Consider the following 23,035-nt stretch of genomic DNA (forward strand, 5'->3'; position numbering starts at 1 on the left):
TATGGAACTAAAATATATATATGATAATTATAAAAAACTAACTGATCAAAAAATTTCAATTATAGCAAGAATAAGATCAAACAGACAAGGTAAAACTGTTAGTTTTATGGTTTTAAATGATGGGACTTATATGGATGATTTGCAAGTTGTTTATAAACCAGAAATATTAGGGTATGAAGATGCTAAACAAGCTAGAATATCATCAATTGTAGAAATAACTGGAATATTAACTCTAACACCATCAAGACCGCAACCTTTTGAAATTCAAGCAAGTGAAATTCAATTACTTGACCAAGCAATTGAAGAATATCCTTTGCAAAAAAAAGAACACTCTTCTGAATTTTTAAGAGAAATTAGTCATTTAAGAGCAAGAACTAGAACTTTTCAAGCTATTTTCAAAGTTAGATCAACTGCTGCTTATGCAATTCACAAATTTTTTCAAGAAGAAAAAAACTTTACATATGTAACAACACCAATCATAACTTCTAATGATGCTGAAGGCGCTGGAGAAGAATTTATTGTAACTACAACTGAAAGTAAATTAAACAAAGATTATGTTGATGACTTTTTTGCTAAAAAAGCCAATTTAACAGTTTCGGGTCAATTAAATGGCGAAGCGTTTGCTCAAGCATTTAAAAATATATATACTTTTGGACCAACATTTAGAGCTGAAAATTCAAATACTTCAAAACATGCTGCTGAATTTTGAATGATAGAACCTGAAGTAGCATTTGCTGACATTAATCACAATATTAATTTAATGAAAGATATGCTAGTTTATGTAGTTAAATATCTTTTAGATCACAATGTTAAAGAATTAACATTTTTAGAATCTCAATTAGAATCTGGATTAATTAAAAAAATAACTAAAATGGTTAATGCTGATTTCAAAGTCAATACTTATGAAGAAGTTTTAAAACTTTTACAACAAGCAATTGATAATGGGCACAAATTTGAAGAAAATAAAATTTTCTTTGGTTTAGACCTAGGTACAGAACATGAAAGATATATTTGTGAAATTGTTAATAAATGTCCAACATTTGTCACTAATTACCCAAAAGAAATTAAATCATTTTACATGAAAGTTAATAACGACAATAAAACAGTAGCTGCTGTTGACTTATTGGTCCCAGGCATTGGAGAATTAATTGGAGGTAGTGAAAGAGAATCAAATTATGAAACTCTAATTTTAAGGTGCAAAGAAAGTGGAATTAACCCTGAAGACTTAGAATGGTATAATAATTTAAGACAATATGGTTTTTATAAATCAGCTGGATTTGGATTAGGATTCGAAAGACTTATAATGTATGTTACTGGAGCTGCTAACATCAGAGATGTTATCCCTTTTCCTAGAACTCCAAAAACGCTATTGTACTAATAGATTGATTTTTTGCACACCTACAATCAAATCTGATAAATAATCAGAGTAGTTAATTTTAATACAGGAATTGAAAAATACAACAACCAACACCAAATCAAATGATAAAATAAATTTTTTAAAAGAATCTAAAATGTAAAAATAAAAAGTGAATTTTAATCACTTTTATAAAATGTATATTTTTTATTAGCGTTAAACAATTTAGCTTTATTGATAGTAAGGAGGATTTTTATCAAATATTTTTTCACCTGTGATATATTTGGAATTTTTTACAGCAGTAATTTTTATACGTCCATCTCCCATTTTACTAAATGTGAAATCCGTTCCTTCTTTGATAGAACCTCTGCTATCGGTCCCTAACAATTTTGAAAATTCGTTTATTATATCATTTGAACCGAAATTTTCAACTTTCAGTTTAGAAAAAATGTTTGCATCAAAGTCGTTTATATTTAATGGTGATCAAGGTTCAAATCTTAAAGTTAAACTTCCTTCGAGTTTTGTAGATTCTGTTTTAGCAGTAATTCTGACACTTCCATCAATACCATAATATGGCATCGATACAGACACATTAGTATCCCCAATGCTGCCCGGTGAATTTAATGGAAAAAGTTTTTGTATTAAACCATAACTTGTGTAAGGGTTATTGAAATCTTTATGATCATAATCTTTCATTATTTTCTTTATTTCATTTTCATTTTTTTCTGTTTTTGATATGTCTAATTTAATATAATTTGTTGAGTTTATTGTAACTTCTCCTACGAAGTAATTCGAATCAGATGTGGCAATAATTGTTATATTATAATAATTAGGTTTTGAAATTTGCTTAGTGTTTTGTTTTATTGTAAAATCAGTTCCTAATTTTGCTTCGTTAATATCATATTTTTTACGAATTAGTTTTACTATCTTACCCTCATCAGATAAATCATCATAAGTGAAGTCTTGATCTTCAATTTTTAATGAGCCAAGGTCTATTTTGGGATTTGCTGGAATTGTTAAAATTACTTCTCCTTTTAAATATAGAGAACCTTTAACAGTTGTTATCTTAATATAACCATCTTTTCCAATAGTTCCTAGTTGAGATGTGATAGTGTAATCTCTTTTATATGCAGTTTGGAAGCTAGCAAATGAATCTATTTTTTGAATTAATCTTGAATATTCACCTTCAATATCTGTATTAGAAATATTATTCATACTAAATTTAGCTAAATCAAATTTTTCTGTTTTTGGGATATCAATTCTATAAGAATTTATCAAATATTTATTATCATCTTTAGCTGATAAATTAATATAACCCATATTTGTTCAAGAAGGTTTGGAAATAGAAATATCAAAGCTATCAATTGTTATTAAATTATTATTGGTGATTTGGTGTAATAAGTTCAAAAAGTAATTTTTTAATGTATCAGAATCATTTATATCTCATTGTTGATCATATTTAATGTCTAACAGTGCCATATCAAATGGTTTTAGTTTAGGAATAATAAAATTAACATTCCCAGTACATAATTCTGAATAGTTTTTAGATTTTATTATAACACTACCATCTTTTGAATAATCAGATTTATTAATAGATATTGCTATATCATTATTCTCATTTATGGAATTATCATTAAAAAACATCTGAATACTTTTTAAAACATCAAAATTATTTAAATTATTATTTAGATCTAATTTAAAATTAGAATTTGTTTTTAAATCCGCTAAATTATATAAATTTGTTTGAGGGATAATAAAATTAACACTCCCAGTCACTCATTTTGAATTACGCGCTGTAATTTCAATCGATCCATCTTTGATGTTGTTTACTTTAGTAATGCCGATAATTAAATCATCAGTTTCATTTAATGATTCAAAAGAAGTCGCGCTAATTACGGCTTGTAATACTTCTTCTTTTGATGTTTGATTAGAAAGTTGTAATTTAAAATTAGGATTTGTTTTCAAATCCGCTAGATTATATAAATTGATTTTTGGAATCTCAAATTGGACACTCCCAGTTACTCATTTTGAATCACGCGCTGTAATGTCGATAGCTCCATTATCTTGAGAGTTAGCTTTATTAATAGTAATAATTAAATCATTTGCTTCAGTTAAACCTTTGAACTCGGTCGCGCTAATTACAGCTTGTAATATTTCTTCTTTTGTTATTTGATTAGAAAATTGTAATTTAAAATTAGAATTGTTTTTCAAATCAGCTAGATTATATAAATTAATTTTTGGGATCTCAAATTGCACACTACCAGTTACTCATTTTGAATCACGTGCTGTAATGTCGATAGCTCCATTATCTTGAGAATTAGCTTTATTAATAGTAATTATTAAATCATTTGCCTCAGTTAAATTATTAAATTCAGTCGCACTAATTACAGCTTGTAATATTTCTTCTTTTGTTATTTGATTAGAAAGTTGTAATTTAAAATTAGGGTTTGTTTTTAAATCTGCTAAATTATATAAATTAATTTTTGGAATCTCAAATTGCGCACTACCAGTTACTCATTTTGAATCACGTGCTGTAATGTCGATAGCTCCATTATCTTGAGAATTAGCTTTATTAATAGTAATTATTAAATCATTTGCCTCAGTTAAATTATTAAATTCAGTCGCACTAATTACAGCTTGTAATATTTCTTCTTTTGTTATTTGATTAGAAAGTTGTAATTTAAAATTAGGGTTTGTTTTTAAATCTGCTAAATTATATAAATTAATTTTTGGAATCTCAAATTGCGCACTACCAGTTACTCATTTTGAATCACGTGCTGTAATGTCGATAGCTCCATTATCTTGAGAATTAGCTTTATTAATAGTAATTATTAAATCATTTGCCTCAGTTAAATTATTAAATTCAGTCGCAATAATTACAGCTTGTAACACTTCTTCTTTTGTTATTTGATTAGAAAGTTGTAATTTAAAATTAGGGTTTGTTTTTAAATCTGCTAAATTATATAAATTGATTTTTGGAATCTCAAATTGGGCACTACCAGTTACTCATTTTGAATTACGTGCTGTAATGTCGATAGCTCCATTATCTTGAGAGTTAGCTTTATTAATAGTAATTATTAAATCATTTGCTTCAGTTAAACCTTTGAACTCGGTCGCGCTAATTACAGCTTGTAATATTTCTTCTTTTGTTATTTGATTAGAAAGTTGTAATTTAAAATTAGGGTTTGTTTTTAAATCTGCTAAATTATATAAATTGATTTTTGGAATCTCAAATTGGGCACTACCAGTTACTCATTTTGAATTACGTGCTGTAATGTCGATAGCTCCATTATCTTGAGAATTAGCTTTATTAATAGTAATTATTAAATCATTTGCCTCAGTTAAATTATTAAATTCAGTCGCACTAATTACAGCTTGTAATATTTCTTCTTTTGTTATTTGATTAGAAAGTTGTAATTTAAAATTAGGGTTTGTTTTTAAATCTGCTAAATTATATATTTCTACTTTATGAATTAAATTATTTTTCTTCTTTTGACAAGATTTAGCTTCATAAATAATAATGGCAATAACTACTAAAGATGTAACAGAAAATAATAATGATAAAATCAACTTACGTTTTTTCATATTACCCCTTATAATCTCAACATTTAACTTATGACAATGCACTAAATTAACTTCATTCTATTCTTTTTTTTTTTTTTTTGTCAAGGCATTTTGGCCAAAAATAAGAACCTTCTGTCGAATTGTAAGTGATAATGTCTCAATGAATTAGAAAGTAGAAATGTCCCAAAGCCTTAAAATTATATTTGAGGTGATGAAATGAGAACAGAGGTAAACTATATCAAAAGAAATGCATTCGAATTTATTGAACAAGTAATGAAGGGCAAGGTTACAAAACAAAAAGCAGCAATCATACTTAATTGCACAATAAGAACGATCAATAGAAAAATAATAAGATATAAACAAAATGGTATAAAAGGTTTTATTCATAAAAACTGTAATAAAAAATCTAATAAGCAACACCTAATGTTGTAGATAACAAAATTTTAAAACTAAGATATTAAATTTACTATGATTTTAGTTATATACATTTTGAGATAAATTAATTTAAGATCAAGATATTAGGATTTCTTATAAAACATTAATTTTTTATTCTTGAAAAACAGTATATTATTTCACCTTTTTCACATCGTTCAACTAGAAAGAAAATGGCGAAGAAAATTATGGAAGATAAAAACACTGACCAACAAGATTTTAAACAATTTTTAAATGAGAGTATCTTAGACTCCAAATCTGCTCACCCTTTATAACCAAGAAAAGATTTTTTTGGAAAATGTGTACAAACAGATGCTTCTATTCATAATTGAATTGAAAAGGAAAAATAAACACTACATGCTTTTATTGACAATTCAACTGGAATGGTACTTTCTGCTTATTTTGATAAACAAGAGACTTTAACGGCTATTATAGGGCTACAAAACAAATGTTTGAGAACTATGGATCACCAAAAGAAGTGCTTACAGACAAAAGAACAGTTTTTTAAAACACAGATCAAAATGATTCTAATACACAATATGGATTTATGTGTAATCAATTATGAATAACTTTAACTTGCCCATCAGTGGCTCAAACAAAAGTTAAGATTGAAAGACTATGATGAGGCTTTCAAAAGTGCATTGCTCAAGAGCTAAGATTAGTTTGCATAAATGATATGAATTTAGCTAACGAATGAATCAAAGAATTTATTCAAAATTATAATGAAAACTATGCATTAAAGTAGACAAAAAAATTTATTTGTACCTTGAGAAGCCCATGAAGTTGATATGGATTTTGCTCCTTCGACTCATTATAGCAGAAAGGTTTTAAATGGTTTAACCATTAAGTTTGAAAATAAAAATTATGCAACTTTTGATAAAAATGGCACAAGAGTTAATTCAGCTAAAAAGCAAGATGTAATGATTGTGAAAACTTTCACTGGTGAAATATTTGCAAACTATTACACAAACTTTTATTCATTAATAGAAATTGATCAAAAAAATTTGTGTTAATATATAAATATCAAAGTGTCAAAAATTAATAAAACTAAAACAAATAGCAATAAATGAAAAAATTTAAACTAAATTTATTATCAAAAAAAGTGGAAAGAACAATGTTCCACTCTTAAATTTAGTATTTAATTTAACTTTTTCGCGACATTTATATTTATCTATTGACACATTTCTATTTACCTACTGACATACATTAAGAAAATAAGTTTGAAATAATAAATAATATTGATTTAAAACATTTTTATAATATTTTATTTTTTTATTTAGTAAAAATTGGTTGTTTGTCTCATTTTATATTTTTGTCATTTCAAAATTCTTCATAATTACTAACTTGACTAACATTTCAATTAGTTAAATCTTGATTAAAACTCATTTCTTTTCCATTCGATGATGGTAAATAATCATTTCAAAACATTTGACTCATATCTGTAACTTTTGATGTATCTCATTTAGATATATCTTGATTAAAAGAAAATGTATTACAAAACATATAGCTCATGTTAGTTACGTTGCTTGTGTTTCATTTAGATATATCTTGATTAAAAGCAAACGTTTCATTAAACATCTTCTCCATATTGGTTACATTTCTTGTATCTCAAGCTGTATTTTCTCTTCCATTTTGATCTTTTACATTTTTAGTAGAGATATCTTGGTTAAAATTTGAAGCATCTCTAAACATTCATGACATATCTGTAACTTTTGATGTATCTCAATTTGAAATATCTCCATTGAAAGATGAGGCACTATTAAACATATGGGAGATATTAGTCACTTTTGATGTATCTCAATTATTTAAATCTTGATTAAAATTAGAGGCATATTGAAGTATCCCTGCCATATTAGTAACATTACTTGTATCTCAATTTGATATATAATTATTAAATTTTGTAGCACTGCCAAACATTAAATACATATTAGTCACTTTTGAAGTGTCTCAATTATTTAAATCTTGATTAAAATTTGAAGCACCATTAAACGTTTCTTCCATACTAGTAACATTACTTGTATCTCAATTGCTTATCCCTTTAATTGAATTTAATGAAGAATTTGCAAAACAAGCTTTCAATGAAGTTATTTCCTTAGGCAATGTGCTTGGTAATGATTTTACAGTTTTCAAATTTTGAATTGTAGAACCATCTGTTTTAAATCCAATTTTATATATTTCAACTGCATTTAAATTTAAAAAATTCATCTCACTAGTTTCTAATAAACTGCCATTTTGATCTTGATAAACAGTAATATTATCTGCTAATGATTCACCAGAAATAATTGATGTGACTAATTCAATTGAGCCATTATACTTATAATTATTATTAACTTCACCTTTACCTGTAAAAGTGTATTTTATTTGATTAACTGTTGTTGTTTGATTTTTTAAAGGTTCTAATTCTGCTTTTGCAACTTCAATTCCACCAGCAACATCGATATTAGCAGTAATTATAGCTTGATTTAATTCTTCAATACTTCATTCGCCATTAGTTTTTGAATCTAAAATATTTTGTAATTCTTCTTCAACTTCAGAAATATTTTGTGTTGTATCGTTAACTTCATCTCACTCATGAATTAAATTAATAGAACCAGTGTATTTATAAGCATTTTCAAAAGTTCCATTACCAGTAAAAGTGTAAGTATCTTTATGATAATCACGTTTATTTTCAAAGTTTTGTGATTTTTCACCAGCAGTAACATTGATTCCACCACCAACATCAATGTTGGCAGTAATTATAGCTTGATTTAATTCTTCAGCACTTCATTCGCTTTTAGTTTTTGAATTTAAAATATTTTGTAATTTATCTTTGATTAATGAAATATTTTGTTTTTTCTCACTAACAATTGGTTTTTCATTTTTTATTCATAACATAAATTACAGGTCCAGCAATTACAACTGTAACCAATAAAGATGATATTATTGCAAATAATATTTTTTTCTTTTTCATTTTTTACTTTCAACTTTAACAAACTTAACTAATATTATTACAAAAAAAACAATACATTAAGAAAGTAAGTTTGAAATCACAAATAATATTGATTTTAAACTTATTTCTAATATTGTATTTTTAATTAACTTTTTATTTAGTAAAAATTGGTTGCTTGTCTCATTTTATATTTTTGTCATTTCAAAATTCTGTATAAACACTAACTTGACTAACATTTCAATTAGTTAAATCTTGATTAAAACTCATTTCTTTACCATTAAATGAAGGGTAACGATCATTTCAAAACATTTGAGTCATATCTGTAACTTTTGATGTATCTCAAGCTGTATATTCTTCACCATTTTGATCTTTTACTTTTTTAGTAGATATGTCTTGATTAAATGAAAATGCATTGCAAAACATATAGGACATATCTGTAACTTTTGATGTATCTCATTTAGATATATCTTGATTAAAACTTGATGCACCCTGAAGCATTGCCTTCATGTTAGTAACATTGCTTGTATTTCATTTTGAAATATCTTGATTGAATGACATTAATTCTGAATTCGAAATTGTTGCAAGCATATATGACATATCTGTAACTTTTGATGTATCTCAAGCTGTATATTTTTTACCTTTTTCATCATTTACTTTTTTAGTAGATATGTCTTGATTAAATGAAAATGCATTGCAAAACATATGGTTCATCTTAGTAACATTGCTTGTATTTCATTTTGAGATATCACTATTAAAATATGAAGCGTTTTGAAACATTCCTGACATATCTGTAACTTTTGATGTATCTCATTTAGATATATCTTGATTAAAAGGCATTGTTATTGTCTCTAAATTTGATGCAAACATCAAAGACATATTTTCAACATTGCCTGTATTTCATTTTGAAATATCTTGATTAAATGAAAATGCTTTGTAAAACATATAGGACATATCAGTAACTTTTGATGTATTTCAATTTGATATATCACCATTAAAATTTGAAGCACTATTAAACGTTTCTTCCATACTAGTAATATTTGATGTATCTCAATTGCTTATCCCTTTAATTGAATTTAATGAAGAATTTGCAAAACAAGCTTTCAATGAAGTTATTTCCTTAGGCAATGTGCTTGGTAATGATTTTACAGTTTTCAAATTTTGAATTGTAGAACCATCTGAATTAAATCCAATTTTATATATTTCAACTGCATTTAAATTTAAAAAATTCATCTCACTAGTTTCTAATAAACTGCCATTTTGATCTTGATAAACAGTAATATTATCTGCTAATGATTCACCAGAAATAATTGATGTGACTAATTCAATTGAGCCATTATACTTATAATTATTATTAACTTCACCTTTACCTGTAAAAGTGTATTTTATTTGATTAACTGTTGTTGTTTCATTTTTTAAAGGTTCTAATTCTGCTTTTGCAACTTCAATTCCACCAGCAACATCGATATTAGCAGTAATTATAGCTTGATTTAATTCTTCAATACTTCATTCTTGATTAGTTTTTGAATCTAAAATATTTTGCAATTTATCTTCAACTTTAGAAATATTTTGTGTTGTATCGTTTTTTTCATTTCACTCATGAGTTAAACTAATAGAATTATTGTATTTATAATTATTCTCAGAAGTTCCATTACCAGTAAATACATAAGTATCTTTATGATAATCACGTTTATTTTCAAAGTTTTGTGATTTTTCACCAGCAGTAATGGTGATTCCACCAGCAACATCGATATTAGCAGTAATTATAGCTTGATTTAATTCTTCAATACTTCATTCTTGATTAGTTTTTGAATCTAAAATATTTTGCAATTTATCTTCAACTTTAGAAATATTTTGTGTTGTATCGTTTTTTTCATTTCACTCATGAGTTAAACTAATAGAATTATTGTATTTATAATTATTCTCAGAAGTTCCATTACCAGTAAATACATAAGTATCTTTATGATAATCACGTTTATTTTCAAAGTTTTGTGATTTTTCACCAGCAGTAATGGTGATTCCACCAGCAACATCGATATTAGCAGTAATTATAGCTTGATTTAATTCTTCAATACTTCATTCTTGATTAGTTTTTGAATCTAAAATATTTTGCAATTTATCTTCAACTTTAGAAATATTTTGTGTTGTATCGTTTTTTTCATTTCACTCATGAGTTAAACTAATAGAATTATTGTATTTATAATTATTCTCAGAAGTTCCATTACCAGTAAATACATAAGTATCTTTATGATAATCACGTTTATTTTCAAAGTTTTGTGATTTTTCACCAGCAGTAATGGTGATTCCGCCAGCAACATCTATATTAGCAGTAATTATAGCTTGATTTAATTCTTCAATACTTCATTCTTGATTAGTTTTTGAATCTAAAATATTTTGCAATTTATCTTCAACTTTAGAAATATTTTGTGTTGTATCGTTTTTTTCATTTCACTCATGAGTTAAACTAATAGAATTATTGTATTTATAATTATTCTCAGAAGTTCCATTACCAGTAAATACATAAGTATCTTTATGATAATCACGTTTATTTTCAAAGTTTTGTGATTTTTCACCAGCAGTAATGGTGATTCCGCCAGCAACATCGATATTAGCAGTAATTATAGCTTGATTTAATTCTTCAATACTTCATTCTTGATTAGTTTTTGAATCTAAAATATTTTGCAATTTATCTTCAACTTTAGAAATATTTTGTGTTGTATCGTTTTTTTCATTTCACTCATGAGTTAAACTAATAGAATTATTGTATTTATAATTATTCTCAGAAGTTCCATTACCAGTAAATACATAAGTATCTTTATGATAATCACGTTTATTTTCAAAGTTTTGTGATTTTTCACCAGCAGTAATGGTGATTCCGCCAGCAACATCGATATTAGCAGTAATTATAGCTTGATTTAATTCTTCAATACTTCATTCTTGATTAGTTTTTGAATCTAAAATATTTTGCAATTTATCTTCAACTTTAGAAATATTTTGTGTTGTATCGTTTTTTTCATTTCACTCATGAGTTAAACTAATAGAATTATTGTATTTATAATTATTCTCAGAAGTTCCATTACCAGTAAATACATAAGTATCTTTATGATAATCACGTTTATTTTCAAAGTTTTGTGATTTTTCACCAGCAGTAATGGTGATTCCACCAGCAACATCGATATTAGCAGTAATTATAGCTTGATTTAATTCTTCAATACTTCATTCTTGATTAGTTTTTGAATCTAAAATATTTTGCAATTTATCTTCAACTTTAGAAACATGTTTTTTCTCACTAACAATTGTTTTCTGTTTGTTATTAAAAATAATAAATAATGATCCAGCTATTGTGGTTGTCACCAATAAAGACGATATTATTTCAAATAATATTTTTTTTTTCATTTTTGCCCCCAAGGTTAAATCACTAAATAAATTATAACAATATAATAAAAAAAATCAAAACATTTCATGTATGTTGTCAACTTGTGTAATCGTAAGTTACTTTGTCTGTTCAATTGGTAAGTAGAAATGCCCAAAACCCTTTCAATTAAATTGGGGTGGATATGAGAACAGAGGTAAACTATACGGAAAGAAATGTATTGAAGTTATTCAATAAGTAAAAAAATAAAATAAATAAATCTAATGTAGCAGCAGTGGAACAGCGAACAACATTTAAATCAACATAAAGTTTGAAAAATATAAAAAAAGAAGGTTTAAAAGGTTTTATGCATAAACACTTTAACAGGTATTCTAATCAAAAACATCAAAAGGTATAGTAATAAAATATTAATTTTAAGACACAAGTTTTATCACAATTTTAGCTATATTCATTTTTCAAAAAAAGTAAAGAAAAAAAGTTAAAGTTAAAGACTTTTTGACTGAAATAAAACTAGATAAAAAAAGAAGGAATTAGTTTAAACCATGAAAAGCTTATTTTGGAGAATATATGTACAAACTGATGTTTTAATTCATAATGATTTGAAATTGAAAAATAAGGTCGCATGCTTATATCGATGATTTAACCTAAGTGTTTATTTGGATAAGCAAGGGACTTTATATGGCTTATTACAATGAGCAAAATAATCATTAAAATAAAAAACAGCAAAAGAAATATTACTCACAAGATATTTGACTTTTATTCGCCAAAAAAAGGTGGAGATTATAATGATGCAAATAACAAATATAGGTTTATGTGTAATCAATATAGCAATAAAACTTTCTTGCACGTCTATCGCACAACAAAAGGTAAAATCTAAAAAGTATGAGATAGATTTTAAAAGTGAATTCTTTAAGAATTGAAATTAATATGCATTGATAATTTAGTTTTAGTAAATGATTATATAGAAGAATTTACTAAAAATTATAATCAAAAAATGCCTTAAAAGTTGATGAAAGTAAAATACTGTATCCCTTGAGATCTCACGAGTAGATATCAATGTTGCTTTATCAACAAATTACACTAATAGATAGAAAGATTTTGAATGACTTAGCGTTAAATTTGAAAATAAAAATTATAAAATAAGAAATACAAAAACAAAATTTGTAATTAGGAAAAATGGTAAAATTAAGATTAAAAAGTACTGGAAAAAAGAACGTTTTTTACAGAATTTTAGCAGATTTTCGTGTTAACCATCATGACAAATAAATTGAATTAGTTGGAACTTTTGATGTATTAAAAGGTGAAGTTAAAATTGGTTAAGAATTAGCATTGAAATGATTAAACAAAGGCTCAACCACAGTTACAATTCGTAACTTATTTTAAAATAAGGAATTATGAAATCTTCACATGAAAAAATAAAATTTTTATTAAGTAAACCAAAAGTTGAAAATAAGTTTAAAGAACCTTTTAAAAAACCCTAGCAAAAACCAAAAAAGTCCTTTCTGATCAATAAATAGAAAAAGCTAATTAATAAATTTACATACAGTAATTAAAATCGAATAGGTTGTTAATACTTTTGGAACTAATAGTTATGGAAAATTAGAATTATTAGAAATCTTAGAACTAATTAATTCAGATTTTAAATTATTATTTATAAAAAATTTATAGTGCTTTGATGCCATTAGAGGCCGAAGATGTTCCAGTCAAAAGCCAGACTTTAATGTTGAATTTAAACAATATGATAGTATCAAGTATTAAAGTTAAAAGAAAAAGAGGCTTATCTTGATGATAATAAATTTTTAAAGTAATAATTACTTATTTAAATTATCAGGTAAATTATCAAATAAGTTGTTTAAGTTTAAATGAAATTGGTAGAATTATAGAGCAAATCAAAAATAATGATTATGCAATTATTTAAGTTATTTTCACTAGTTGTCTAAATAGTTTTTGAGTTCCTTTGACTGGTGATTATTTAAAAAATATTGATGAAGGTTAAAAATGATTTATTTACGAAATATTGTGAGTAAGTTGAGCTTGGTGGGTTTGCATTAAAACTGACACCCAAATAGAACTTACTCCTCCCTTTTTTAATTTTTTCGAATTAAAAACACATGTTTTATAATACTATATATTTTTTAACAATTATAAAAAGTTTTTTATTTTAAATCCCTTATTTAAATTTAAACTTACTTTTTTGTTATTATCACAAAACACACTTTTTTGTTTATAATTAAAAAAGATAAATTGGAGGTATCAAATGGGATTTGGAGATTTTCTAGCAAAACGCATGAAGCGTTCAATGGAGAAAAATATAGCAAAATCTACATTGAATCAAGAAAACATTCAAGAAACATTACGCGAAATACGATTAGCTTTGTTAGAAGCTGATGTTAATATTGATGTTGCAAAAGAATTAATTAGTAAAATTAAGGAAAAAGCCATTGGTGGTTATATTGAGGAAGGTGCATCTTCTCAACAACAACTTTTAAAAATAGTGCATAGTGAATTAATGGACATCTTAGGGAAAGAAGTTGCTCCTTTAAACTTATCAAAAAAACCAACAATAATTATGATGGTTGGTTTACAAGGTTCTGGAAAAACTACGTCCGCAAGCAAACTTGCTTATTACTTATCAAAAAAACAAGCAAAAAAACCCTTATTAGTAGGATTAGATATTTATAGACCAGGGGCTATTGATCAATTAGTTGAATTGGGTAAAAAAATAAATATCCCTGTTTTTGAAAAACAAAAACAAAATCCTTTAAAAACTGCTAAACAAGCAATTGAGTTTGCTGAAAAAAATAATCATGATTTAATAATTTTAGATACAGCTGGTCGTTTACAAATTGATAAAGAATTAATGAATGAGTTAAATGATTTAAGAAAAACTACATCACCTCAAGAAATTTTATTAGTAGTTGATGGTATGGTTGGACAAGAAATTATTAACGTAACTAATGAATTTAATAATCAGTTAAAACTAACAGGAGTTATTGTTACTAAACTTGACGGAGATGCTCGTGGAGGAGCAACTCTATCAATCAGACATATGACAAAACTACCAATTAAATTTATTGGTGAAGGTGAAGGTTTTGCTGCATTAGCACCGTTCTATCCAAAACGTATGGCTGATCGTATTCTTGGGATGGGTGATATTGAAACTTTATTTGAAAAAGTAGTTGAAAATGTTGATGAACGTTCAATACAAAAAACAATGAAACGTATGTTCATGGGTCAATTTGATTTAGAAGATTTAAGAAACCAATTAGTTCAAGTATCTAAAATGGGTAACATTGGTGGTTTAATGAAAATGATTCCCGGTGCTAAGATTTCAGAAAATCAAATAGAAGAATCACAAAGAAAATTAGTTGTGTTTTCAATTTTAATGAGTTCAATGACTTTAAAAGAGAGAAGAGAACCAAAACTTTTAAAATCACTTTCTAGAAAATCAAGAATTATTAGTGGTTCTGGTAGATCTGAAAAAGAATTAAATGAGTTAATTAATTCATTTGAAAAAGGAAAAAAACAAGTTCTTGAAATGGGAAAACAAATGAAAAGTGGTCGTATGCCAAATTTTGGTGGTAAAGGATTTGGTTTTTAATACATGGATATTAAAATATTATGCTTTGGAAGTTTAGACAAAGATTTTTTTATAAAATCTTTTAACGAATATCAAAGTAGAATAAAAAATTATTCAAAATTTGAAGTTATTGAATTAAAAGAAGAATTTAATAAAGAAGATGAAAATAATAAAATTATTAATTCAAAGGCCATTTTAGAGAAACTTAAAAGTTATTCTGAATATGAAATCATTTGCTTAAACGTTAATTCAAAAATTATTAGTAGTGAAGAATTAGCTAATATAATTAAAACTAATAAAAACTTTAAAAAAGCTAAATTATTATTTTTAATTGGTCCAAGTGATGGTTTTTCTAAAGAATTATTGGAGCAAAAATTCACAAAAATATCTTTAGGAAATATTACATTACCATATCAATTATTTAGAATAATTCTTGCAGAACAAATATATAGAAGCTTCAAAATTATTAAAAATGAAAAATATCACAAGTAATTACAAATAAATTGACACTTAATTGTTATAATATTTAAGTGTTTTCACGGGTTAATACTCAAGTTGGTGAAGAGGACACCCTGCTAAGGTGTTAGGTCGGTTTCCGGCGCGAGAGTTCGAGTCTCTCTTAACCCGCCAGTTTTAAAAAAATAACTACCTTAAGGGTAGTTTTTTATGTATAAAATCGTAAATAAATATATAATATAATATAGTTTTGGAGTAGTCATGAGCAATAAAATAAAAAACATGTTATCTAAGTTAATGTTTTGAAAAACATTTAGTGATGATATTTTAGAAGAAAATGAGCTAGATAGTTTTTTTAAATCGCTTTTTATTAATGCTGGGAGTGAAAAAGAACTAATACTTGAATTAACAAAAACAAAAAAAATTAATCATTTTTTATTTTATACAAATATTAAAAATGCTTCAAATATTTTAAAACATGGAATAAGACCAGTTAAAGAATTAAAGTTGAAAACAAATGAAGAGTTTGTTGTTTGAGATTATCATCAAAGACAAGAATCAATAAATTTAGATTTTGATGTATCATCAAGAGCACATTTTTGAAAATGATTATCTGATCAAACAATCAATGATAATGAGTTTATGGTAATTGGTATTGATCCTGAGAAACTTGCTAAAAGTTCTAAAAATGATTGAATATTTAACCGAGCTTATGGAATGATTAATGTTGTTGAAGCAATTAAAGTTGAAGACATTAATTGAATATTGATTCGTGATGAAGAATATTTTGATTTAATCAAAACAATTATAAAAGATGAAGAATTAAAAATTAAAATATATATAAGCCATGATGGAATGGTAAGAACAGGAGAATTATAATATGAAACAACTAGATAAAATAACTCCAAGAGATGTTGATTTTTCAAAATGATATACAGATATTGTTTTGAATGCTAAATTAGCCAGTTACGCTCCTGTTAAAGGCACTATTATTTTTAGACCATATGGATATGCTATTTGAGAACTAATTCAAAAACAACTTGATTTAGAATTTAAAAAAATTAATGTAGAAAACGTGTATTTTCCATTATTGATTCCTGAATCTTTATTCAATAAAGAAAAAGAACATATTGATGGATTCTCACCAGAAATAGCAACTGTTACAAGAGTTGGTGATAATCAATTACCAGAACCATTATTTATTAGACCTACTAGTGAAGTATTAATGGCTGACTTTTTCAAAACAGAAGTTAAATCATATCGAGACTTACCACTTTTATTTAATCAATGAGCAAATGTTATGCGTTGAGAAAAAACAACTAGACCATTTTTAAGAACTAGTGAATTTTTATGACAAGAAGGACATACTGTTCATGATTCAAAAGTTCAAGCGCATGATTTTACTTTGAAAATTTTAAATATTTATGAAACTTTTGCTAGAGAATTTTTATTATTACCAGTTATTATGGGTCAAAAAACACAAAAAGAAAAATTTGCAGGTGCACATAGCACTTATACAATTGAATCTTTAATGTATGATGGGCAAGCTTTACAATGTGGAACTTCACATTACTTTGAAGACAACTTTTCAAAAGTTTATGATATAAAATTTCAGAATAAAGAAGGTAAATTAGAACATGGTTATAGTACTAGTTGAGGTGTATCAACTAGATTAATTGGTGCTATTATTATGTCTCACTCAGATGATAATGGGTTAGTATTACCTTCTAAAATTTCTCCAATTCAAGTTAGAATAATTCAAATCAAAGACACTGATGAAGTTATTAAAATTAGTGAATCAATTAAAAATATGTTATCAAATAAATATAGAGTTGATATTGATAAAACAGATAAATCATTTGGATTTAAAATTAGTGAAGCTGAAATTAAAGGTATTCCTTTAAGAATTGAAATTGGACCAAGAGATTTAGGAAAAAAAGTTGTTGTGATTTCAAGAAGAGATACAAAAGAAAAAATGGAAGTTAACATTATCGATGTTGAAAAAATTGTTAATTCAATGATTAAAGCATATGATGAAAATATTTTTAATTTAGCTTTAGAAAATAGAAAAAAAAGAACAACTTCAGTAAATTCAATTCAAGAGTATAAAGATGTTTTAAATACCAATCAAGGATTTATACTTGTTCCATTTTGTGGGGAAATTTCATGTGAAGAGGATGTTAAACAACAGACTTCAACCAATTCACGTTGTATTCCATTTGAACAAGAAAATAAAAATATGAAATGCTTTAATTGCAATAAAGATACAAAGATGCAAGTTTATTTTGCTAGAGCATATTAATTACTAAGTGAGGTTATATGAAATATTATTCAGTTAAAAAAGGTAAAAAAATTGGTATTTACAAAACATGAGAAGAGTGCCAAGCACAGATTCTTAATTTTAAAGGTGCTATTTATAAATCTTTTTCAACTTGAGAAGAAGCTGAAGCTTGACTTCATGATAAACCTAAAAATGTTTTAAAGCAAAAATCTGAAACTTTAATAATTGATATGAATCATGCTATAGCGTACAGTGATGGTAGTTTTTTAAAAAGTAATAAAACTTATTCGTATGGTGCTGTTGTACTTTGAAACACAAGAGAATTTCATTTTTCAAAAAGATTTGATGATTCGCAAGAAACTTCAATGTGAAATGTCAGTGGTGAGCTTGAAGGTGCTAAAAGAGCAATGTTATTTGCTTTTGCAAATAACATTAAACACTTAACTTTATATCATGATTATGAAGGAATAGCAAAGTGGGCTAAAGGTGAATGAAATGCAAAAAATACAGAAGCTTTAGAATATATAAGTTTTTGTAGTAAAATAAAAGAAAAAGTAAACCTAAAATTTATATGAGTCAAAGGTCACAGTGGAGACAAGTATAACGATCTAGCTGATCGTTTGGCTGCTGAAGCTGACTTTCAGGAAATGAATAAGGAGGTTTAAAATGAGAAAATTTCAATTACAAATGATTGATGGAAATGAATTAATTAATTTTGAATGAGCTCCTGATCAACAGGCAAAAGCTATTGTACAAATAGTTCACAATATTGATGAACACATGTCAATGTATCAAGATATAGCTAGAGAGTTAAATAAACATGGTATTTTAGTGTTTGGAACAGATTTAAGAGGAATTGGTGAATCTTCTTTAGAAAGCAAAGAAAGGGGTTATTTTGCTAGACATCAAGGCTGAAATAACAGTATTGAAGATTTAAGAACAGTCAATACATATATTAGAAGAGAATATATGGATTTACCAATATTTATGTTAGGTCAAACAATTGGAACAGATTTTAGCCTTGCATATGCTATTAAATATTGTGAAACTATATCTGGTCTTATTTTAAGTGGAGTTAAAAATCATTCTTATATAAAAACTTTACCTAAGTATATTCAATTAAAAACAGCAAGCATTTTAATTAATAAATGGCCAAGTAATTATTTTTTTAAAAACTTGGATGGTTCATTTGGTAATAAAAGAAACCCAGCAATGCAAAACGCATGGTTATCTTCAGATAAAGAATTTGTAAGTAGATTTAATAAAGACACTCTTAAATTGTCTTGAATGACCAATTGTGCAAATAAAGACATTTTAGAAGGACAAGTATTTCTTTCTAAAATTAAAAATATTGATATGATCGATAAAGATTTTCCAATGCTGTTAATGACAGGTGAACAAGACGCATACACAAAATTCTCTAAAAGTACTAGAAGATTGTTTACAAAATTTATAAAGTTAGGTAATAATGTAGATTTTAAAATTTACAAAAAATCAAGAAACAGAATTTTTAATGATAAAGATAAAATTTATGCAATAAAAGATGTGCTTGAATTTATTAACAAAAATTTAGATTAAAAGGGTATAAAATGGATAAATCAAAAATTAGGAATTTTAGCATAATAGCTCATATTGACCATGGTAAGTCTACTTTAGCAGACCGTATTTTAGAGATAACCAAAACAGTTTCTAAAAGAGAAATGCAAGAACAATTACTAGATTCAATGGATATTGAAAGAGAAAGAGGAATAACAATTAAGTTAAACTCAGTTCAATTACATTACAAGTCAAAAGATAATGAAGATTATGTATTTCATTTAATTGATACACCAGGGCATGTTGATTTTGCATATGAGGTATCAAGAAGTTTAGCAGCTTGTGAAGGTGCTATTTTGGTTGTGGATGCTACACAAGGTGTAGAAGCACAAACTTTAGCTAATGTTTATTTAGCTTTAGAAAATAATCTTGAAATAATCCCAGTTATTAACAAAATAGATTTACCTTCAGCTGATGTTGAAAGAGTGAAAGAAGAAATTGAAAATACCATTGGAATTGATTGTAGAAATGCTCCATTAATTTCAGCAAAAACTGGACTAAATGTTGAAGATGTTTTAGAAGCGATTGTAAATCATATTTCACCTCCTAAAGATGCTGTTGATCAAGAACCACTAAGAGCTTTAATATTTGATAGTTATTATGATAAGTATTTGGGTGTAGTTATGTCTATAAGAGTTAGACAAGGTTCAATTAAGATTGGTCAAAAAATAAAGTTTATGTCTAATAGTTTAGTTTATGAAGTAACTGAAGTAGGAATTAAAACACCAAAAATAACAAAAAAAGCAACTTTAGAAGCTGGTGAAGTTGGATGAATAGCTGCATCAATTAAAACAATTAAAGATATTAATGTTGGTGATACTATTACAAGCGAAAATAATCCAGCACTTGAACCCTTAGAAGGCTATAAAAAACTTAAACCAATGGTTTATTGTGGGATTTATCCAATTGATACAAATCAATATCAAGACTTTAAAGAAGCGTTAGAAAAAATGGAATTATCTGATTCATCACTAGTTTATGAACCAGAAACATCTCAAGCTTTAGGATTTGGTTTTAGAGTTGGTTTTTTAGGCTTATTACATATGGAAGTTGTGCAAGAAAGATTAGAAAGAGAATATGATCTTAATCTAATAGCAACAGCTCCATCAGTTATTTATAAAGTTTATCTAACTGATGGTAGTGATATTACAATTGATAATCCCGCAAAACTACCTGACCCTCAAAAAATTAAATATATTGAAGAGCCTTTTGTTAATGTTAAAATCATGACATCTCTAGAATCAGTTGGAGATTTAATGAGTTTATGTCAAAATAAATTAGGAACATATAGAGACATTCAGGTAATTGATGATAAAAGAAGAATGTTAATTTATGATATGCCTTTAGCAGAAATAATTTTTGATTTTTTTAATAAGTTAAAATCTATTTCAAGAGGTTATGCTTCATTTGAATATGATATTATTGGTTATCAAGAATCATCATTAGTTAAAATGGATATTTTATTAAATGGTAATAAAGTTGATGCATTTTCAATGATTGTGAACAAACAGTTTGCTTATCAAAGAGGTAACGCTTTAACTAAAAAATTAAAAGAATTAATTCCAAGACAAAATTTTGAAGTTCCAATACAAGCAGCTATTGGCAATAAAGTTTTAGCCAGAGAAACAATTAAAGCTTATCGTAAAGATGTGACTTGAAAATTACATGCAGCAGATAAATCTCGACGTAAAAAACTTCTTAATAAACAAAAAGAAGGTAAAAAGAAGATGAAAGAAATTGGGAATGTTGAAGTTCCACAAGAAGCATTTATTGCAGTCTTAAAATTAGACGACTAATTGAAAGGAAAAGTATGAAAAAATTCTATTACAAAAACTCCATAAAACAATTCATTGAAAATGAATTTTTCATTCAAAAATCTATCCCAGATCACCAATCAGCTGCTGATTTACTTTTTTTCATGTATCAATCATGGTTAAAAAGTGATGAATCATATGAAAGCTATTGAAATATTGTTAAAAACGAAAAAATATTAGATATTAAATCTAACTTTTTTGAAAGAGCTGAAATTACAAATAGTGATGAATCAGATATTCAATTTGTAAAAAAAATAATTATTATGAGTTTTGAAGCAACTTTTAAAGTATGCAAAGATTTTTCAAAAATTTATGAAAGTTTTAATATTGAAGGGTTTGATGCTATTGATGAAAATGGGGTTGATGTTTCTATTGAAAAATCATTTTTAAAATTGTCACAAATTTATTTGAAAGAATTTATTGAAAAGGTTAAAAAAACTCAGTTTTTAGATGTCTTCAAATATTTTGAAACTAGTGTTATTGAATTTGCCTCAAAAAACAAAAGTTCTAAGAATGCATTAAAAGATATGCCTTATATGCTAATGGAACTTTTAAGTTCTATGATTGATAATGTTGATGACATGGAAGTTAATTTAGATGAAGTTGAGTTTGATAGCGCTAATAAAAATTTAGAACTTTTAGTTCAACATGAATTACTTTTTGATAGATTGATATTACTAGCTGAACATTTAGAATATCAATTTTTGGAGTCAAAAGAAGCACTAAGCCAATTTCATAAAGTTAATATAATTGAAAGATATGATGAAATAGCAATGTTAGAACATATGAACTCTAACAACGAAAATAATAATTTTTAATAATAGGAACATTTCCTATTTTTTTTGAATATTTTTAAATGATATGAATATAAAATGTCAAATATTAAATTAAATAATGGTAAAAAAGATAAAAATTTAACTAATTTTTAGTTTTAATCCAATTATTATTAATTTCTTTTTGTAAAGTGTGAAAAACATCAAACTTTTATAAGAAAAAATTATCAATCATATTCATTCAATAAGATATATGCAAAATTATTAAATATTTGATACTGATCAAACCACTAAAATAATACTACACTAATTGACAGACAAATCTTGTATATGATGTCTTAATGTCTATTTTTCTTTAATTAATATTTCGCTCTCTTTTACAAAATAATTTAAATATTATTTTGTAAAAGTATATCTTAAAACTTATGAATTTTTTAAAAGTAAGCAAATAAACAATAAATGCTTTAAGCTGAGATTAATATTTAATCAAACTCTATGATTTTCTATATATTTAGTTCAACTTACTTTTCAATTATTTATTTATTTATTTTAAAATAAATAAATAAATAATTTCACTAATAAATATGTTAATATTATGTATGCAAATAACAAAAATAATGAGGGCGTAACAATTAAAGTTGCAGGTATAAAAGATATAGTAAAGAAAAAAAGTATCTTTTATAAAATTACTATAAACTTTTATGTATAAACTAAAGAAAGAAGTTTATTTTCCTTTGATTTTATAATTTTTTAGTTGTTTAAGTTTAATTACCTTAATGTACAATGATCACCAAAACCTTATAGGTATAATTAAAATTCTAATCACAAAACAATTAAAACTATACTGTAACTAAGATATTTATAATATTAAATATAATTAATGTTC

The 23,035-nt window shown here is 25.8% G+C and carries 15 protein-coding genes and 1 tRNA gene; 13 read left to right on the top strand and 3 right to left on the bottom strand.

The window, feature by feature from the left end; translation table 4 throughout:
* Position 1 precedes the first annotated feature (1 nt).
* Positions 2–1,378, top strand: coding sequence for an asparagine--tRNA ligase (gene asnS, locus EELLY_RS00470; protein ID WP_104205562.1), 1,377 nt, complete (start codon positions 2–4; stop codon positions 1,376–1,378).
* A 207-nt stretch (positions 1,379–1,585) separates the two neighbouring features.
* On the opposite strand, the gene EELLY_RS00475 is transcribed toward asnS, so the two are convergent.
* Positions 1,586–4,939: a hypothetical protein gene (locus EELLY_RS00475; protein WP_104205563.1), complete on the bottom strand. Its 3,354-nt coding sequence runs from the start codon at positions 4,937–4,939 to the stop codon at positions 1,586–1,588.
* A gap of 195 nt (positions 4,940–5,134) precedes the next feature.
* Between EELLY_RS00475 and EELLY_RS00480 the strand changes: the two genes are divergently transcribed.
* The 3 genes from EELLY_RS00480 to EELLY_RS00490 all read left to right on the top strand — a co-directional run bounded on the left by EELLY_RS00480 (position 5,135) and on the right by EELLY_RS00490 (position 6,363).
* Entirely contained in the window at positions 5,135–5,350 is a 216-nt protein-coding gene (locus EELLY_RS00480) for a hypothetical protein (RefSeq protein WP_104205564.1), read from the top strand.
* Between the two features lie 547 nt (positions 5,351–5,897).
* Positions 5,898–6,095 (top strand): hypothetical protein, encoded by a 198-nt coding sequence (locus tag EELLY_RS00485; RefSeq protein ID WP_104205565.1) that lies wholly within the window; start codon positions 5,898–5,900, stop codon positions 6,093–6,095.
* Between the two features lie 43 nt (positions 6,096–6,138).
* Positions 6,139–6,363: a hypothetical protein gene (locus EELLY_RS00490; RefSeq protein ID WP_104205566.1), complete on the top strand. Its 225-nt coding sequence runs from the start codon at positions 6,139–6,141 to the stop codon at positions 6,361–6,363.
* A gap of 259 nt (positions 6,364–6,622) precedes the next feature.
* Here the strand turns inward: EELLY_RS00490 and EELLY_RS04225 are convergent, their stop codons facing one another.
* Complete coding sequence (locus tag EELLY_RS04225; RefSeq protein ID WP_104205567.1) at positions 6,623–8,224, bottom strand: BspA family leucine-rich repeat surface protein; 1,602 nt, start codon at positions 8,222–8,224, stop codon at positions 6,623–6,625.
* 208 nt (positions 8,225–8,432) lie between these two features.
* Positions 8,433–11,672 (bottom strand): BspA family leucine-rich repeat surface protein, encoded by a 3,240-nt coding sequence (locus EELLY_RS04230; RefSeq protein WP_219818093.1) that lies wholly within the window; start codon positions 11,670–11,672, stop codon positions 8,433–8,435.
* Positions 11,673–13,906: 2,234 nt separating this feature from the next.
* On the opposite strand from EELLY_RS04230, the gene ffh reads away from it, so the two are divergent.
* The 9 genes from ffh to EELLY_RS00545 all read left to right on the top strand — a co-directional run bounded on the left by ffh (position 13,907) and on the right by EELLY_RS00545 (position 22,194).
* Positions 13,907–15,250 (top strand): signal recognition particle protein, encoded by a 1,344-nt coding sequence (gene ffh, locus EELLY_RS00505; protein ID WP_104205568.1) that lies wholly within the window; start codon positions 13,907–13,909, stop codon positions 15,248–15,250.
* A 3-nt stretch (positions 15,251–15,253) separates the two neighbouring features.
* Positions 15,254–15,721: a 23S rRNA (pseudouridine(1915)-N(3))-methyltransferase RlmH gene (locus tag EELLY_RS00510; RefSeq protein WP_104205569.1), complete on the top strand. Its 468-nt coding sequence runs from the start codon at positions 15,254–15,256 to the stop codon at positions 15,719–15,721.
* Positions 15,722–15,769: 48 nt separating this feature from the next.
* Positions 15,770–15,859: transfer RNA gene (locus EELLY_RS00515), tRNA-Ser, on the top strand.
* A gap of 87 nt (positions 15,860–15,946) precedes the next feature.
* On the top strand, positions 15,947–16,564 hold the full coding sequence (locus EELLY_RS00520) for a hypothetical protein (protein WP_104205570.1): 618 nt from the start codon (positions 15,947–15,949) through the stop codon (positions 16,562–16,564).
* 1 nt (position 16,565) lies between these two features.
* Complete coding sequence (proS, locus tag EELLY_RS00525) at positions 16,566–17,987, top strand: proline--tRNA ligase (RefSeq protein WP_104205571.1); 1,422 nt, start codon at positions 16,566–16,568, stop codon at positions 17,985–17,987.
* A gap of 17 nt (positions 17,988–18,004) precedes the next feature.
* Positions 18,005–18,631, top strand: coding sequence for a ribonuclease H1 domain-containing protein (locus tag EELLY_RS00530; protein WP_104205572.1), 627 nt, complete (start codon positions 18,005–18,007; stop codon positions 18,629–18,631).
* 1 nt (position 18,632) lies between these two features.
* Positions 18,633–19,544: an alpha/beta fold hydrolase gene (locus EELLY_RS00535; protein WP_104205573.1), complete on the top strand. Its 912-nt coding sequence runs from the start codon at positions 18,633–18,635 to the stop codon at positions 19,542–19,544.
* Positions 19,545–19,555: 11 nt separating this feature from the next.
* Positions 19,556–21,358, top strand: a complete 1,803-nt coding sequence (lepA, locus tag EELLY_RS00540) for a translation elongation factor 4 (protein ID WP_104205574.1) — start codon at positions 19,556–19,558, stop codon at positions 21,356–21,358.
* A gap of 14 nt (positions 21,359–21,372) precedes the next feature.
* Entirely contained in the window at positions 21,373–22,194 is an 822-nt protein-coding gene (locus EELLY_RS00545) for a hypothetical protein (protein WP_104205575.1), read from the top strand.
* Positions 22,195–23,035: the final 841 nt, after the last annotated feature.

The sequence above is a fragment of the Entomoplasma ellychniae genome, assembly GCF_002930155.1.
In the GTDB taxonomy this organism is placed as follows: Bacteria; Bacillota_I; Bacilli_A; order Mycoplasmatales; family Mycoplasmataceae; genus Entomoplasma; species Entomoplasma ellychniae.